Raw genomic sequence first — 15,396 nt, 5'->3', positions numbered from 1 at the left:
CTGGGTTTTTGCATTTCAGGGACAGGACTCTGCATCGAACAGGTTCGATTATTCGGCCAAAGGCCTCACCCTGCGGGCCAACGCTAAAGCGTTGTTCAACACGGCGTAAACGCAGGTAGTCCGAGTCCGGTCACCCTATTTAAAGAACCCAGCCTATGGCTGGGTTTTGCTTTCGGAGATACGGATGGAAAACCTACGCCAGTCGATACTTACCGTATCGCTCGATCACCTATTGCCGGACGTTACCAATAAGAGGCCGGCAAGAAGATAGTAAAAAGCCAGAACAGAGATCGGCTTTTACTCACCCGTTGCGCTTTTTACTCCGCCCCTACCCTATCCATTCTTTGTCACATTTATCATTGAGATAACGGCATTGAAAAATAAGCCAATTATTATTTAATACAAATAACCACCCAAAGTACATGGTTGTATGTTAGCGGTTTTTTAGTGTACTTTGGCCTTCATTTTTCTCTGGTTTAATACGTTATGAAACGCAAGTTATTTTGGATAACCGGAATGGCCATATTATTGAGTGGCTGCCATTCCCGCTCGCCCTCGATCAATATTCTCGGTGCCTACTTCCCAGACTGGTTATTTTGCATTTCGGGTGGCTGCCTGACCACAGTCATTATTTACATGATCCTGACCGCTCGGAAAAAAGCGGAATGGCTCACCCCTTACATCCTGACGTACCCTCTGCTGATTACATTGTTTTCAATGTGTTATTGGACCCTTTTCTTTAATTAATAATGCTTACTCATCAAGGAGATGGGAATGTTGAATAACATGGAGAACACCATGAAAAGGCGTTTGTTCGTCATCATACTCACGGTGATAACACTTGCGGTTTTATGTTGGGTAATCAAGACCCTTGATGAAGCCCCTCGAACCGATGATGCCTACGTATATGCAGATACCATTAACGTCGCCCCGCAGGTCAACGGACTGATTATTGAGATGCCAATCCGTGAAAATCAATTGGTTAAAAAAGGTGATGTTCTGTTTCATATCGATCCGCGTCCCTATCAGGACTCGCTAAATCGTACGACGGCAAGCCTGGCCCAGTTGGAACAGCAAATCGTTCTGGCACAGAGAGATGTGAATGCCCAGCAATTCAATGCTCAGGCAGCAGAGAAACGCATCGATGCTGCCCGCGCCACTGCCGAGCAGGACATGAATACACTTCGCCGCCTGGAAACCCTTCGCCCGCAGAACTATGTATCCAAAGAAGCTCTCGATCAAGCTCGAGCGGCCCAGCGCGCGTCATCAGCTCAGCTTCAGTCCACCAAATTGCAGGCACAACAAGCCAATGCTGCCATCAGTAGCGTCGCCGCATTAATAGCGCAACGCGAAGTGCTCAAGGCAGATATCTCCACTGCACAGTTCAATCTGGAACACACTATCATCAAAGCCCCGTTCGACGGGCGCGTTGCATCGTTAAAAACTACCGCAGGGCAATATGCCAGCGTAGGACAGGCGGTCTTTACCCTGATCGACAGCAACACGTGGTATGTAGTGGCCAATTTCCGTGAGTCTGAACTGCAAAACATTCGCGACAATGCCAAGGTCGACATCTATCTAATGAGCAACACTAGCAAGAACTTTACCGGTGTAGTGGACTCGATTGGTTATGGGGTCTATCCCGACGATGGCGGCGCTACCCAAGGCGGACTGCCAAGTGTATCACGCAGCATTAACTGGGTACGCGTCGCCCAGCGTTTCCCCGTACGTATCCGCGTCACCAACCCGGACCTCAGTATGTTTCGCATGGGTACATCCGCGGTAGTCAACATCCGTCCCAATACTATTTTGGCCCACGAGGACGGTAATGCATCATGAGTGAGTTCGCAGCATCCGACATGAAGCAAGGTAACCTGTGGCGTTTTCTGCAACAGGAGTTACACGCCTTTCCCGGACGTTATAACGCCATGCTGCGTTATCTGATCTCATCAGTGATTGTCATCATCATTTCGATGACGCTTAACGTGCCGCAATTGTCCTACTCTCTTCTGGTCATCTTTTTCGCTACGCAGCAAAACATTGTATTAACTCGGATAATTTTCCCATTATTTATTCTGGTTAATACGTTGGCCGTTGGATGCTCTATCCTTATTCTAAAATTCACCATCGATTACCCGATGTTGCGGCTACTGGTTTCGGCAGTCGCGCTGGTCACCATGCTTTATCTGATGCGTTCGTCAAAAAAAATGGGCTTTCTGTTTTTTGGTATGGCCATCACCGTTACTTATTCACAAAGCTTTGTTGATTTGACTTCAAATGGTGAAGCGCTACTGCGCAACTGCCTATGGAGTTGGGTTGCCGGCTGCTACGCAACTGTTGTGGCGCATATCGTCAATACACTTTTCTTGCCGGTCGAGCCAGTCAAACAGTTAAAACAGGAAATAGAACGGATCCTGACGGTAGTCAGCCGGGCGTTACAAGCAACGGCGTACGGAAAACCGGTGGAGACGCCGGATTTGTTAGAAATTCAAAACAGCGTACTCACGCTGCATAAATACTTGAAGTTCTCGGTGATGCGCAATGCCAGTTACCGAGAAAATGAAGATAAACATTTGGCGGAAATCGCCACAGTAGAACGTCTATATTCTGCTACACGTAAATTACACCGCCTCACGACCACGCCTTTATCACCGGCAATCGTCAGCCATTGTCTTTGGCTGGCAGAAGAGTGTCACACTTTCCTTGAGAGCATACAGAAAGACGAAATATATCATCTGACGCTACAGACCCAGGAACAAATCCAGTCCCTACCAGACTGCCTGCGAGAAATGTATAGCTCGCTGATCAGCATCTCGCTGTTAGATTCCCACGAGCAACAACCCGCCTCCATGGAATCAACGCCCCCTACACCACAAATAGGCAGACAAGGGCTTTCATACGATTACATTAAGTTCGGGGTCAAAACGCTGTTCTCAGTGGCTATCTGTTACGTGTTTTATACCAGTGTCCAATGGCCGGGCATTCACACATCAATGCTGACCTGTATCATCGTAGCCATGCCGGGGCTCGGCGCGTCGGTACAAAAAAGCCTGTTGCGTATCGGCGGTTGTCTGGTCGGGAGCGCCCTGGCACTATTCTCTACGGTGTTTATCCTGCCACATATAGATTCAATCACCGGATTGCTGCTGATGGTGGTCCCGGTGATTGCCCTAAGCAGCTGGGTTGCCGCAGGTTCAGAACGCAGCAGCTACGCAGGTATTCAGATCATGTTCGCCTTTTCACTGGCGATGTTTACCGATTTTGCCCCCAGCCCTGAGCTGTCAGAAATTCGTGACCGAGTCATCGGCATCCTTCTGGGTATCGTGGTTGGAACACTGGTGCATGGCCTGATCTGGCCGGAAACCGAAGGGAAAAAGCTGCGCCTGTCGCTATCCGGTTTATTAGCCTACTTCTCCGAAAAAATCAGCCCATTGGCGCTGGACAAAGGTAAGCAAGTCGCGGGCTGGTCAAAACTGGATACCACGCAAAAACTGCTGGCCCAGGTGGCACTGGAGCCTAACTGGCGTAGTAACGACAATGAACAGCTAACACTTAACTGTCAGATTTTACTTGGTAAACTACGTGAATTACACGTTGCACTGTACAATCTTGAAACAGAATATGCATTAGCCATCACCGAGAATAAACGTAGTGAGTTGTTTGCATTGATCGAGCGCTGCATGCAAGTTCTCGCGACAGATATGAAAACCTACGGTGAAGGATTACAAAATGAACCGCCAACCACTATCGCTATTGGCAGCACATTGCATAACGATATACAGACGACGTTGCTAACGTCAGGTGAAACACTTGAGCCTTGGGAGAAGCTACTTTTGATTCATGCTCAAGAGGTTATTACAATATGTCGTTCTATTCCCACATGGTGTGCGGATGGTGAAGTGATTTTATCCAGGGCCTGGCCATGAAGAAAGATGTGATTCAGAGAAACGCTGATGAGACCAGAAAAAAACTCCTGCTCGCGGCAAAAAATGTGCTTGCCGATGAAGGATATATCGCCTTCAGCGAAAATAAAATCTGTGAGCTGGTCGGTGTCACCCGTGGCGCATTGAGGTACCACTTTCCTGCCGGTCGCTACGATCTCATCCGGGAATTGACGCAATCATTTATGGATCAGGTTCCCACTGGCGACACCAATGACATCAAAGCGCGCATCATTGAGCTGATCACCTATATGCACCAAAACCCACAGCATAACCCCTTGGTATTGCTGATGGAGATTTGGCTAGCCACCTCGGCTGACAAACGGCTTGAAGAGTCAGTTAGAGCCGTGTTCGAACAACGCTCTCTGGTATTCTTTGGCGTCGATTCGTGGGAGACATTCCCCGAACACCTTATACCGTACCGGCTGCTGTTCTGGGGCGCCATATTGGCACTGCATCAGCATGAAAAAGATAACCACAGTTTAAAGACGGTGATCGACTTCATCAGTACGCACTGAATTACTTCGCATTAGATAGGGTAATCAGAAAGAAAATCTCATCGCTGGCCAACTACGCACTCCGTGCTGGCCAGGGTAATCATCTCAGCCTACATAGGTTTGACCCAATTGGGTTGGCACAGTTTACCCATTGGAAATACATGACCTAGAGTGGTTGGGCCATAGTGTTCGCCAACATTATTCCCTTCGCTGTGCTGTTGCAGATATTAGTGTAAACAGAAATATAATTAACCACTTAGCTCCATACGCAACTCACATTATGGCCTTATGGTCATTCGACTCCGGACTTACGCTCGGTAATGACCGGTACATCCGGTAACGGAGCACCTCAACCTTTCGAGCCAGAAATATATCCTCATAACAGCCCAGTGAGCACATCACCGGGCTATTTCGCTTTTATGGTATCCACGTACGGAGCAAGACCGGCAATCATTGAACATCGACACCCAATGATTAGAGCTGAGCTCGGGTGCTGCGACGCAGCCAGCCATAGAGTTCCGCATTGCGGCGAAAACCCATTTTCCGCATTACGCTCATCTTGTGGTTACTGACCGTTTTCACGCTGATCTCCAGCATATGGGCAATTTGTGTAACGCCCAACTCCCACTTCATGCATCTCATGATTTCTTGTTCTCGCAGCGTCAGGATCCTTTGACAGGCGCAAGAACGTTTATGGCTACGGCTGTCCAATGGCCATAATCGCTGACGCTCCAACCCGGCGATAACCACCTGTAATACCGATGAAACCGGCATATCGTGATGGATCACCCCAGACTCAAGCACGCATTTGACACTGACGGCCCCAGAGCGTCGCTTATCCGGTTGGCGCAATGCGAAATACAGGGGTTTCCGCCCCGTTGACGGTAACTCATATTGACAAAAACAGCTCAAATTGCCGGGGGAGAAATAGCGAAAAACCAAATCTGCCTCACTGGCCTGATCAATATCCACGATACGCACCAACACACCGCACGAATTGAAGTGCTGTACTAAAACATCCTGTAATCCCTTGATGAAAAAAGTGTTCTTATCGGATAAGGCTATTGTCATTATGGAACTCATGTCGGCTCTCCTGCCTTTATTAAGCCAAACCACTGCCGTATTCCCCCTTAGGGTGTCTGGCTATTGTCGATACGCAATTCGTAAACCATGGTGGCATTCGGCGGTACTTTTGGCGGATAGCCCGCCTCGCCATAGGCAAATTCCGGTGGCACCACCATGGTCAATGAACCGTGATTGCGAAGATGACCAATTGCTTCCCGGAATAAAGGCGGATACGCGGCGAGCTGTTGCGAAAGGACTTTTCCGCTGAGTTCCATATCCTGGATGACGGTGCCATCGGTCAGCCTCTCCTTGACCACCACATCAATCACCGCATCCTTGGCCAACTCGTGATCGCCGGCGTAATCCACCCGGTACCAGAAGCCCATCGCCGATTGTTTTACGCCCTTTTGTTTACTGAAACGGGCAAGATAATCCTGATCTTGTTGCACCTGCGCTTTGACCCGTTTTTCTCGCGCGGCGCCAGCGGCACTATCTGCCTTTTCCATCAGCCTGGTCAGCTCAGCCGGGGGCAACAATAAATGACCGGCAACCGCATCCACTACGCCAGCCAGCAGACTATTGCGGTCTACCGGCACGCCCCAGCTCTGGCGTTCAGCCATTAACCCATCAATATCCCGCCCCAGCGCACTGCCTGCCGCATAGGACAACCGAGTCTTTTCATCCTTTAACTGTTCAGCCGTGACTTCCCACTGCTGGCGTTTGCGTAATTCCGTTGCCTCGCTCTGCGCTTGCACCAGCTGCTTCTGCTGCCCCGCCAGCTTCTGCCCATACTCCTGATTCGCTTGTTCTGTCGCGGACAATTTCGCCGTCAGGCTGGCTAATTGGCTCTCGGCCAGAGCCTGCGCCTCTTTGGCCTGCTGCGTATCCTGTTGGGCTTGCTGCAGTAAAGAAGCCGTTCGTTGCGCATCCGGCGAACCACGCCAGGCCTGACTCAGCCCCGCCAAGGACTGCTGCAACAGCGACAGATCGGGTGGCACCGGTGAAGCACTAACGGGCGGTTTCTCGGCACGCAACGCGGTAATTTCCTGGCGCAACGCATCCAGCTCTGCCCGTTGGCGGGTCAGCTGTTGCTCACTTTCCACCAGCGACCGGCGAAGCGTAAAGGCCGTCGAAGCCCCGGCTTTCGAGGGTTCTGCCTGCTTTGCTGTCTGGCGGGGACTGTTATCTTTCTTTTTCGGTGCAGCCGCTTTCTCGTCGTTGCGCGCTTTATCGCTCGCTGGCGTCTCCGGCTTAACATTCTGACGCTGGTATTGTTCGGCAAATTGCAGCAGCGCGGGCACGCCCTCCTCTGCCTGTGCCTTACCCACGACCATCAGTGCCGCAAGCCCCAAAAAAGCCAGCCGGGACACCCGCATCATTTAACCAGCTCCCCGCGTTCCGCCAGGCCCGTCAGTACCGCCTGATTCACTCCGGCGCACAGGAAATTAACTTTATAGCGATACAGCGCATCCACGGTCTCCTGGGTATCGCCATTAACTTTGGTTCGCACCCCGGCGTACTGCGAAGCCCCGCTCATCAAACTGTCGAAAGCCTGCTTATACTGTTGAAACTGTTTGGCATTGATATTACGCAATGCGCCCAGTTGTTCCTGGCACTGCTGTAGCCGCTCAGCCTCACGCTGTTTGCGTAAGGTTTCCTCCGATATCTCCTTGGCGGCACTGGTTTTTCCGGCGGCCAAGGGTTTAGTCGACTTCGGGTTTTGGCACCCTGCGGCCCCCATCACCAGCAGACACAAGATCCCCACTCGGACACTAAGATTTATATGCTTCACCATCATCTTTCCGGCTTCCTTTTTTAGATGTATTTCTGTCCAGCACGGCCATAGCCAGCCGTGACTACTCGCCCGTGGTTGCCGTTGACCGGCGAAAACGCGGGTCGGCGGGAAACAACAACGCAGCGTCAAAACCATATTTTTCGGCCTCTGCCGTTTGCTGCTGATAACGCAATATGGCAATCAAACTGGCGTACACATTGGCGTCAACTCGCGTCGTCAGGTAATGGCGAGCCCATAGGGCATAGCGCGAAAGTTCACTGTCATCTCGCCGGGTGTTGTAGGCCAGTAAGCGATGCGTCTGTAAATCAAAATCGACCCTGTCCTGCAGCCCCCATCGCGCAAGCGGGGACATCGAGTCCAGGCTCTGTATATCGCGCAGCCCATTACGCTCTACCTGCGTCAGCGAAAGGCCTCCGCGGAAAATTGCCACCATCATCACAACCGCCGCCATGCACAGCCCCCCAATGCCACAGCGCAGTAGTAATCTTCCCCTTACAGGAAGAATAACGACGCCCACTTTCCGGCAAGAAAGACGGTCGGCCATCGCCAACAGCACCAAAAAGACCATCCAGTGCATGGCCGACAGATAGAAAGGGTATTCCAGCTGGGTATGTACCAACATTGGCAGCAGAGCCAGGCATAGCGCGGTGGGCTCACCGGCGTTACCGGCTCCGGCCGCAAAAGCACGGCGATCATGCCCAATCGCCCGTAAGAGCAGCCGCCCACCGCTCAGGATCAGCAAACCCATGCCCATCAGCGCAACCAGTCCACCTTCCACCCACCAGTACAAGACCTCATTGTGCGGATGGCGCGCAATTTCCAGCACCTGCGTGGGTGGCACCTGTTCGATACGGAAGTGCTGAAAAGCGTATTCAAAACTACCGTATCCCCAGCCGGAGAACGGATGCGCAGCGATCATCTTCAGCGTGTCCTGCAGCATCGCCAGGCGCGCCTGATTCGACATTTCGTGGGAGATATAACGCACGCCGCCTGCGCTATCCGGCCACAGCATGACAACCCCGCCCAATGCCGCGCCCAGCACTATCAACAAAGTGGCTGTCAGTAATCCCTGGGCAAAGTGATGGCGGAAACACATCCAAAATCCCAGTACGGCCAACAAAGTCCCCAGCCAGGCAGCGCGGGACTGTATCCAGACCAGCACGGCAGAGAACAGCACCAACAGCAGGGAAAGAGCGATGCGGCGGACGGCCTCCCGGTGTGAAGCCACCAGGGCATAGCCCGGCAATACCCATTGCATCAGGGTCAAAGCCAGCCCGGTGGCGATAAAACTGCCTAACACGTTGGGTTGCTGAAAGATGCCGTAAACCCTGGCCCCTCGAAGCGGCACCCAGTTCCAGGCCGGCAAAAACAGCTGTAAGACTGCGATAACAGCCTGACCGGCAATGGTGACCAACAGCAGCATCAGCACCCGTTGGCGCAGACGAAAAGGCAGGCTCACCTGCAACCCGCTGCAATAAAAAATCCAACCGGCCAGCAGACCCGTAACACGCCATGCCGCAGAGGAAAACCCCGCTTCGGGGCCATAGGCCAGCGGCACAGATAACAAAACCACGCCGAGGGTTAAATACCCGGCCGTCGGCGTGAAAACGAGAGCGCGACAACGTGGCTTGCCACACCAAATCAACAGCACCATCACGGCCATGACGGCATAAACCAGCGGATTAAAAGGCAGGCTCAACCCAACGCCGCCCATATTGGGGAAGTAACACCACGACACTAGTGGCAAGCCGATGAAACAGGCGACTAATCCTTTATTTCTTCGCAACACGTCAACCGCACCCTAAAAGCAAATAAAAACCCGCAGGTATCGCTACTCGTATTCCAGGGTAAACGTAGTTACCGCACTGAATGTCCCACGCCCGATTGATTTGTTTTGGATCGCCTCAGGCTCTCCCTTTACATAGGCCTGCAGGTTGATCATGTTGCTCCCCGCCGACAGCCGGAATTTTTCACTGGCGCTGTTGAGCGGCAACGCTTTGCCCTCCTGGGTTTCCAGTCCGATCCCCACCCCCGATGCACTACTGCCGCCGTCCAGTGCCAACAGGCCGGGCAGCTTGGTGTTTTCCGTGCCGCTAAAGGTGATCGAAACCGTATTACCCAGGCTGAGATCGCACTCGGCCAGATGCAGGGCAAAAGGCTGGCTATGGGTGCGGGTATTCAGGTACAGGTATTTGTCGACAATGGTGCCGAAATCGAGCTGTATTTCCTCTTCACCCGGCGGGATCACGCAGGGCTCCGCCACCAGGGTGCCGTGAAAACGCATATTTTCTTCTGCCGCCGCCGGTTGGCCGATAACCCCTGCCAACATCGCTCCTGCAATGCTCAACCTGACGGCCCTGCACCAGTACCTTTCTCTCACGCCCATGATGACACTCCCTTTTTTCGGTGTTGCGCTTGCCCTTAAGCCACACAGTTTTCAAACGTTTTAGTCGTAATACAGGCGAAAATCGATCACCGCGCGATAAGCCCCCGCCCCCAGCGTTGCCGGGGTGCGTACTGGCGTCACTGTGTACGTCAGGGTGTTTTGTCCCGGCGTCAGCAGGACGGGTTTATTACGAGCGCCAAGCCGTACCGGCAACCCGGAAGCATCCGCCAACTGCAACCCTAATCCCGTTACGCCCGACACCTTGATCAGGCCCGGTAAGTTACTGTCGGCGGGCGCCATAAAGGCCAACGACACCGCAGGCTGACTGCTGCTCCAGGCTAAAGCGCCGGTCCAGGCATCCCGGTTGCTCGCCGGTGCTCGCAGGCAATCTTTCAATCTCAGTTCAAACGCCACCGGCGTGCCGTGATCGCCAGGATGCTGAAACTGCGCCGTTCCGCTTTCACCGAGCCACACCTCCTGCCGAGCGGTAGCCATCTCCAAACTGCAGGCGCTCTCGGTCAGCGATCCGTAGACATGCAAAGTGCCATTGGCCCCTTCCACGTCCCAGTTATCCACCGCACGCGCCTGTGGCATCAGCATTAAAATCATCCCCGCCGTCAGCGGGAGCATCAGCGCGGCGAGTACCGTCAGGCCAATAGTGCGGCGTTGGTAGCGGTCATAGGCCTTTCCTGACAACACTGGGCTCTTTCCTTGCATGGTTTATTTCACTCCGCTGTGTTTGATACCGGTTACTTTTTGGCGGGCACAACCTGACAGGTGCTACCGGTGCAGCGGAACGTCAGTTGCGGCCGGCCGCCGTAATCGTTGATGTAAGTCAGCACCGGGCTTTCCCCCAACGCCGCGGTAGTCAGGTTCAAGGAAGCACTGGCTTTCGGCGCCACCATCATGGGTTCAAAAGCAGCGATCCCCTTTCCTTCCTTACGAGCATTGGCCTCAACAATCGTGACGTAATAAGGCGTCGGGTTATTCACCGCGTACTTGTCACCCTGCCGGGTCAATGTCAGTTTTTCCTGCCAGGGAGCCGCATTTTTTTGCGGCGCTATTGACCCCGGCCGATAAAACATCTTGATGCGTGTCTGTAGCGCTATCTGCAAGGTGTTTGGCTTATCGCTACGCGGCGGAATTTCACGCAGGTTGAAGTAATAAAGCGTTTCCCGGTCCTGCGGCAGTTGGCGCGCGGCAGGCAACGCCTGAATTTTCACCTGGCTCGGTTTACCGGGTTCCAGCCGCTGTACCGGTGGCAGCACGGTGAACGGACTTTGGATCTTGTTCCCCTGCTCATCCTCAATCCAACCCTGTGCCAGATAAGGCAATTGCTTGTTCTGGTTGCTGATGTTGAGGCTCATGGTCTTAAGGTCACCGTCAAAGATCACACGAGTGCGATCCAGGGCAATGGCCGCATCAGCGGGCATGACAACCGTGCCGGCTGACAGAACTGCAACGGTGGCGAACGTGCCAAAAAGTGAGATTTTTTGTTTGGTCATAGTCTGATTCATCATTTTCTTCGCAATTATCAGCCAGCCCCAGTGCAGCTGGCTGACCGGCGGTTAAACGGTGAGGCAGGCCTCACCCTGAGTGTGGTCAGGTAACAGGCGTAACCTGCGCAGCCTTGATTCCTTCAGGTGGCGAAGGCAAAGCCGGTTTACTGGTTCCCAAAGGATGACAAGGCAGCAACAGCGTGTTCATCAGCACCTCATCAGGCAGCAATGTCGGTAGCTGGATCTCGCACTGCGGGCCGCTATTCCAATGCACCGTCATCACTTCCCCCGGATTAATGCCCGACAGGTAGACACTGCCGCCATCATTGACGATCCCCGTGTCCTGCTTGCGTCGGTTCATCACCGTCGCGCCAAATGGCGGTTCACTGCCATCGGCCAGTTTGATGATGGCCATCGCTTTCTCACCGGAAATCACATCAAACTTGCGATAACCAATGGCTCCTTCAGTCAAGGTCGCTTGCACCACCGATCGGGTCGCTTCAACGTTATCCCCAAGGCGGTTGAGATCGATGCTGGCCTTGTTGCGGTAGTAGCTGTTCACATCAGTCACCACCGCCTTGCCATAGCGATTGGTCAGCACCGTACTGCCGTAACCCCGTACCGGCACATCGGCAACGCCGTCGGTATCCAGCATTAATCGGGTTCCGCCCGGTGTATTTATCCGGTGCAACACCACGCCTTCCTGTGCCAACGTCACCCCACCTTGTGCCCCCAACCCAATGGCGCTGTAACGGCCCGACTGGTAGCTGGCGTTGGCGTTAATCTGGGCCATATCGCCCTCATGGCTGTAATAGCCACTGGTTGTCGCTCCGCTGCGAGCGGCACCCGCACTGATCTGATAGTTGTTGTGTTCATCAATCCGGTCGTAGTAACCCACGCGATGCGCGTTATCATCACGATTGACCGTCATGTTGTAGCTAAGCGTCCCCGTGTTGCCCCAGGGGATCGACAAGGACAGGTACATCCCGTCGTCGTTACGTTCGTTGTAGCGGTTGCGATAAGCAGACAGCGACGCGCTGACATTCTTGAAAGTGCCGATATCGAAATAACGCGATACCATCAGGTTGTAGCGATCGTTGGCCGCACGGTCCCAGTAGGTTTGGTGGCTGTAGTTGAGATAGGTGCTCAACCCCAGTTCACGGAACTGTTTGTTGAAGGTGATGGTGTACATCTCCTTGCTTTTTCCGCTGCGTCCGCCTTCATAACGCGAATCGAGATATTCCCCCATGCTCATAAAATCTTCCTGGGAGAAGCGATAGCCCGCGAAGGTGACCTGGCTGTCATAGTCGTCAAAGTTTTTCGAATAACTCAAACGGTAGGAACCGCCGGTCAGTACGCCGTCTTCCGGCAATTTTGCGCGTGACTGCGTGGCATCGAACGACAATGCGCCCAGCGCCAACAGATCACGCCCCAACCCCACCGACAGTGCGTTGTAGTCCCCGCCGCTGATGGCCCCGCCATACAGTGACCAGCCATTGCTGATGCCCCATGAAAACTCCCCGGTACCAAACAATGGCCCGCGCAGATGGTGGCCCCATTCAGACGGTTTGCCCGCAGCCAGCTTGTAGCGAACGGTGCCTGGACGCGTCAGATAAGGAATGCTGGCGGTGTTCATCTTGAACTCCTGCACGCTGCCATCCTGCTCTTCAACACGCACATCCAGTTCGCCAGACACCGCATCGTTAATGTCCTGAATGCGGAATGGCCCGGCAGCAACCTGGGTTTCATACAACACTCGCCCCTGCTGACTCACCACCACCTTGGCGTTGGTTTTTGCCACACCGCTCACTTCAGGCGCATAGCCGCGCAGGTTAGGCGGCAGCATGCTGTCATCCGAGCGCAAACTGGCGCCGGAGAAACGCAGGCTGTCGAAGATATCGGAATTCAAATAATCTTCGCCCATCGTCAACCGGGAGCGCAGTGCCGGGATAGCCCGGTAGGCGTAATAGCGGCTCCAATCGAACTGTTTATCGGTCGGCTGATTAGAACCCGTCTGGTGGTTGAGATTGGCTTGCCAGTCAGCACGCAGGCGCCAGGCCCCCAGATTGGCGCCACTGGTACCATTCCCGCTCAGGTTGTAGCTGCTGCCGCCCCCTTTCAGATTCTTTTGCGTTTGGGCGTTGACGTTGTAATCGAACAGCAAACCCGGAATACCTTCGTCCCACCGTGATGGGGGGTCCCAGCTTTCTGAGCTGTATTCGAGGTAGGCCTGAGGAATATTGAGATACAGGGATGAAGTGCTTAGATCGCCACGCGCTTCCATTCCTGCCAGATGCTGCAAATCAAGGCACTGGCCGTCATGTGTCCAGCTCAGGGAATTTTGCAGTTTTTCTTTGAACCCTAATTGCTTGACCAATGCCGGCGACAGGCAGGCTTCGCTGCCTTTAGGATCCTCGGGCGGGGCTAAAAAAGTCACCGTCTGCTCCGGCAGATCGTTTTTATTGACGTGTACCACCATGGTATAGACGCCCGGCATAATGTAGCCGCTACGCGTAAACTGGCTCAGATCGATATTCTTACGATCATTAATATCTAATACATCCGTGTTGAACTGGATTTCGGCGGCGGCGTAAACCAACGCAACTGGGTTGCCCAGCGAAAGTGCTACACAGAGTCCCAGGACCTGAAGACGAAATAACTTCCCTGCCGGTGAAAGCATAATAAAAGTCCCTTCAAAAACGAATTAACCGTCAGCACGAGATAATTCAAAAATAATCCAGTTTAAAACGCACTGTGGAAAAATAAGCTCCCGCTTTCAACGGCTGATGATTGGCCATCAGCGTCATGGAGTAATTCAGCATTCTATTTCCAGGAATTATTTCTTCCATCGGCAATGGCTCACCAGGAATAACAACATTCCCGTTACTGTCATTAATTTTCAGTGCAACACCGCGGGCATCGCCTTGAACACCAAACAGTGTTCCTTCTGCAGAGCCGTCAAAAGTAACCTGAAAAAATTTCCAGTCAGATTTATTCCCCGGTCGTTCCAGGATGCAGTTAACCAATTCGATACTGAAAGGTTTAGTCATCCCCTGACCGTCACGGACGATTTGTCCTAAAGGAATAGTTTCCATATCTATGGTTTGGTCCCGACTGCCAGCCGCAATGGCGCAGGCGGTATCAATAATAGCGCCGTGCATATTGACCCGGCCCCATCCCTGTAGGGTTTGGGAGGCATAACTGGGCCCGGCGGCCAATACCGAGAGTAATATCAAAAGTATTACACCGGCCTGATTCCCTTGTGAAAACATCGCGACATTCCTTTGACAGGGGGATCAACCAGGCATGCGATAACTCACATGCCTGGTCTATTAAACCTGCGGGGTTACTTACTGATAAGCCAGGGTGAAATCGGCTACAGAAGTAAAATCACCTGGGACGACAGCGGCAGAAGCCCCTTCACCCTGGAGATAAGCAGCAAAATGCAGGGTGTTGTTGCCGGCGTTCAGAGTCTGAGCCGTTGTCGCTTCACCCAACTTGATAGGCTGACCACCATAAGAAATGGCGACACCCGCGCCGCTGGCCGTACCTGCGATACCCAACAGATCTTTGTTGGTTGCAGAAGCTACGCCGCTGAAAGTGGTTTTAACCGTTTTCAGAGTAGTGATGTCGCACTGTTCCAGCTTGATTTCGAATGGACGAGGATTAGATTTGCCGCCGCCATTCAGTGCCACGTTGGAAACCTGACCCAGGTCTACTGTCTGGTCAATCGACTCAGGGGCAATCGAGCATGGCGCATCAATGATTGAACCTGTGAAAGTAACTTTACCGTGTCCCTGATCGGCTGCGTGTGCAAAAGAAGTTGCGCCAAATGCAATCACTGCAGCCATCATGATTTTGTTAAGTTTCATAGAACCTATATTCCTTATAAGAAAAAATGCATATCCCAATAAAGAACAGAGCATCAGCGTGCCGAACACGCGCAAATTCAACGCTCTAATTCCTTAGCATCTTGAGAGTAATTAAGCCCACCGTACTCAGGAGCGAACAGCAATATAATCACCAATTCTAGCCAGGTGATGAGGTTTAAAAAAACCAATGAATTAACATATAACAAATAAGCAAACGCATTGAATATTAAAACCGCAAAACCTTTAACTCCCTCTCTTGGTTGGCGATTAATATTCTTGCAAAAGCCTCCCATTAAAAAAAGAGTTTTCTTGAGCACCTTTAATATTCGCCATTTATTCCC

Annotated in this window: 15 protein-coding genes; 4 read left to right on the top strand and 11 right to left on the bottom strand. The window is 52.6% G+C overall.

Features of this window, described 5'->3' with window-relative positions; all coding sequences use genetic code 11:
• Positions 1-486 precede the first annotated feature (486 nt).
• The 4 genes from FCL49_RS17905 to FCL49_RS17890 are packed head-to-tail and all read left to right on the top strand — an operon-like array spanning position 487 to position 4,459.
• Positions 487-747, top strand: coding sequence for a YtcA family lipoprotein (locus tag FCL49_RS17905; protein ID WP_174354578.1), 261 nt, complete (start codon positions 487-489; stop codon positions 745-747).
• 39 nt (positions 748-786) lie between these two features.
• On the top strand, positions 787-1,839 hold the full coding sequence (gene mdtN, locus FCL49_RS17900; RefSeq protein WP_147284281.1) for a multidrug transporter subunit MdtN: 1,053 nt from the start codon (positions 787-789) through the stop codon (positions 1,837-1,839).
• The gene (locus tag FCL49_RS17895) at positions 1,836-3,926 is read left to right on the top strand and encodes an FUSC family protein (protein ID WP_174354577.1); all 2,091 of its coding nucleotides are present in this window, start codon (positions 1,836-1,838) and stop codon (positions 3,924-3,926) included. Before mdtN ends, FCL49_RS17895 begins: the two co-directional genes overlap by 4 nt.
• A complete protein-coding gene (locus FCL49_RS17890; RefSeq protein WP_174354576.1) occupies positions 3,923-4,459 on the top strand; it encodes a TetR/AcrR family transcriptional regulator in 537 nt (178 codons plus the stop codon). Before FCL49_RS17895 ends, FCL49_RS17890 begins: the two co-directional genes overlap by 4 nt.
• A 453-nt stretch (positions 4,460-4,912) precedes the next feature.
• Here FCL49_RS17890 and FCL49_RS17885 read toward each other — a convergent pair whose 3' ends face one another.
• The 11 genes from FCL49_RS17885 to FCL49_RS17835 form a co-directional block, all read right to left on the bottom strand.
• Positions 4,913-5,521, bottom strand: a complete 609-nt coding sequence (locus tag FCL49_RS17885) for a response regulator transcription factor (protein ID WP_174354575.1) — start codon at positions 5,519-5,521, stop codon at positions 4,913-4,915.
• A 47-nt stretch (positions 5,522-5,568) separates the two neighbouring features.
• Positions 5,569-6,879: an FKBP-type peptidyl-prolyl cis-trans isomerase N-terminal domain-containing protein gene (locus FCL49_RS17880; protein WP_174354655.1), complete on the bottom strand. Its 1,311-nt coding sequence runs from the start codon at positions 6,877-6,879 to the stop codon at positions 5,569-5,571.
• Positions 6,879-7,301, bottom strand: coding sequence for a hypothetical protein (locus FCL49_RS17875; RefSeq protein WP_174354574.1), 423 nt, complete (start codon positions 7,299-7,301; stop codon positions 6,879-6,881). The genes FCL49_RS17880 and FCL49_RS17875 overlap by 1 nt, the downstream gene beginning before the upstream one ends.
• Positions 7,302-7,359: 58 nt before the next feature.
• Positions 7,360-9,087 carry a PglL family O-oligosaccharyltransferase gene (locus FCL49_RS17870; RefSeq protein WP_368040118.1) on the bottom strand — a complete coding sequence of 576 codons (1,728 nt, stop codon included), beginning with the start codon at positions 9,085-9,087 and terminating at the stop codon, positions 7,360-7,362.
• A 42-nt stretch (positions 9,088-9,129) separates the two neighbouring features.
• A complete protein-coding gene (locus FCL49_RS17865; RefSeq protein ID WP_174354573.1) occupies positions 9,130-9,684 on the bottom strand; it encodes a fimbrial protein in 555 nt (184 codons plus the stop codon).
• 60 nt (positions 9,685-9,744) lie between these two features.
• Positions 9,745-10,383: a fimbrial protein gene (locus FCL49_RS17860; RefSeq protein ID WP_174354572.1), complete on the bottom strand. Its 639-nt coding sequence runs from the start codon at positions 10,381-10,383 to the stop codon at positions 9,745-9,747.
• 50 nt (positions 10,384-10,433) lie between these two features.
• Positions 10,434-11,204, bottom strand: coding sequence for a fimbria/pilus periplasmic chaperone (locus FCL49_RS17855; protein ID WP_174354571.1), 771 nt, complete (start codon positions 11,202-11,204; stop codon positions 10,434-10,436).
• Between the two features lie 82 nt (positions 11,205-11,286).
• Complete coding sequence (locus FCL49_RS17850; RefSeq protein ID WP_174354570.1) at positions 11,287-13,863, bottom strand: outer membrane usher protein; 2,577 nt, start codon at positions 13,861-13,863, stop codon at positions 11,287-11,289.
• 46 nt (positions 13,864-13,909) lie between these two features.
• Positions 13,910-14,455, bottom strand: a complete 546-nt coding sequence (locus tag FCL49_RS17845) for a fimbrial protein (protein WP_174354569.1) — start codon at positions 14,453-14,455, stop codon at positions 13,910-13,912.
• Positions 14,456-14,533: 78 nt separating this feature from the next.
• A complete protein-coding gene (locus FCL49_RS17840; protein WP_174354653.1) occupies positions 14,534-15,055 on the bottom strand; it encodes a fimbrial protein in 522 nt (173 codons plus the stop codon).
• Positions 15,056-15,132: 77 nt separating this feature from the next.
• Positions 15,133-15,372 carry a hypothetical protein gene (locus FCL49_RS17835; protein ID WP_174354568.1) on the bottom strand — a complete coding sequence of 80 codons (240 nt, stop codon included), beginning with the start codon at positions 15,370-15,372 and terminating at the stop codon, positions 15,133-15,135.
• Between the last annotated feature and the right edge of the window lie 24 nt (positions 15,373-15,396).

The sequence above is a fragment of the Serratia proteamaculans genome (assembly GCF_013337185.1).
In the GTDB taxonomy this organism is placed as follows: Bacteria; Pseudomonadota; Gammaproteobacteria; order Enterobacterales; family Enterobacteriaceae; genus Serratia; species Serratia proteamaculans_D.
Note: the sequence above shows the minus strand (reverse complement) of the source record. Positions and strands in the feature narration are given on the sequence as shown.

Coding starts and splice junctions, on each gene's coding strand:
- FCL49_RS17905 (WP_174354578.1), top strand. CDS start 487: ATGAAACGCAAGTTATTTTGGATAACCGGAATGGCCATATTATTGAGT.
- mdtN (WP_147284281.1), top strand. CDS start 787: ATGGAGAACACCATGAAAAGGCGTTTGTTCGTCATCATACTCACGGTG.
- FCL49_RS17895 (WP_174354577.1), top strand. CDS start 1,836: ATGAGTGAGTTCGCAGCATCCGACATGAAGCAAGGTAACCTGTGGCGT.
- FCL49_RS17890 (WP_174354576.1), top strand. CDS start 3,923: ATGAAGAAAGATGTGATTCAGAGAAACGCTGATGAGACCAGAAAAAAA.
- FCL49_RS17885 (WP_174354575.1), bottom strand. CDS start 5,521: ATGAGTTCCATAATGACAATAGCCTTATCCGATAAGAACACTTTTTTC.
- FCL49_RS17880 (WP_174354655.1), bottom strand. CDS start 6,879: ATGCGGGTGTCCCGGCTGGCTTTTTTGGGGCTTGCGGCACTGATGGTC.
- FCL49_RS17875 (WP_174354574.1), bottom strand. CDS start 7,301: ATGATGGTGAAGCATATAAATCTTAGTGTCCGAGTGGGGATCTTGTGT.
- FCL49_RS17865 (WP_174354573.1), bottom strand. CDS start 9,684: ATGGGCGTGAGAGAAAGGTACTGGTGCAGGGCCGTCAGGTTGAGCATT.
- FCL49_RS17855 (WP_174354571.1), bottom strand. CDS start 11,204: ATGATGAATCAGACTATGACCAAACAAAAAATCTCACTTTTTGGCACG.
- FCL49_RS17850 (WP_174354570.1), bottom strand. CDS start 13,863: ATGCTTTCACCGGCAGGGAAGTTATTTCGTCTTCAGGTCCTGGGACTC.
- FCL49_RS17845 (WP_174354569.1), bottom strand. CDS start 14,455: ATGTTTTCACAAGGGAATCAGGCCGGTGTAATACTTTTGATATTACTC.
- FCL49_RS17840 (WP_174354653.1), bottom strand. CDS start 15,055: ATGAAACTTAACAAAATCATGATGGCTGCAGTGATTGCATTTGGCGCA.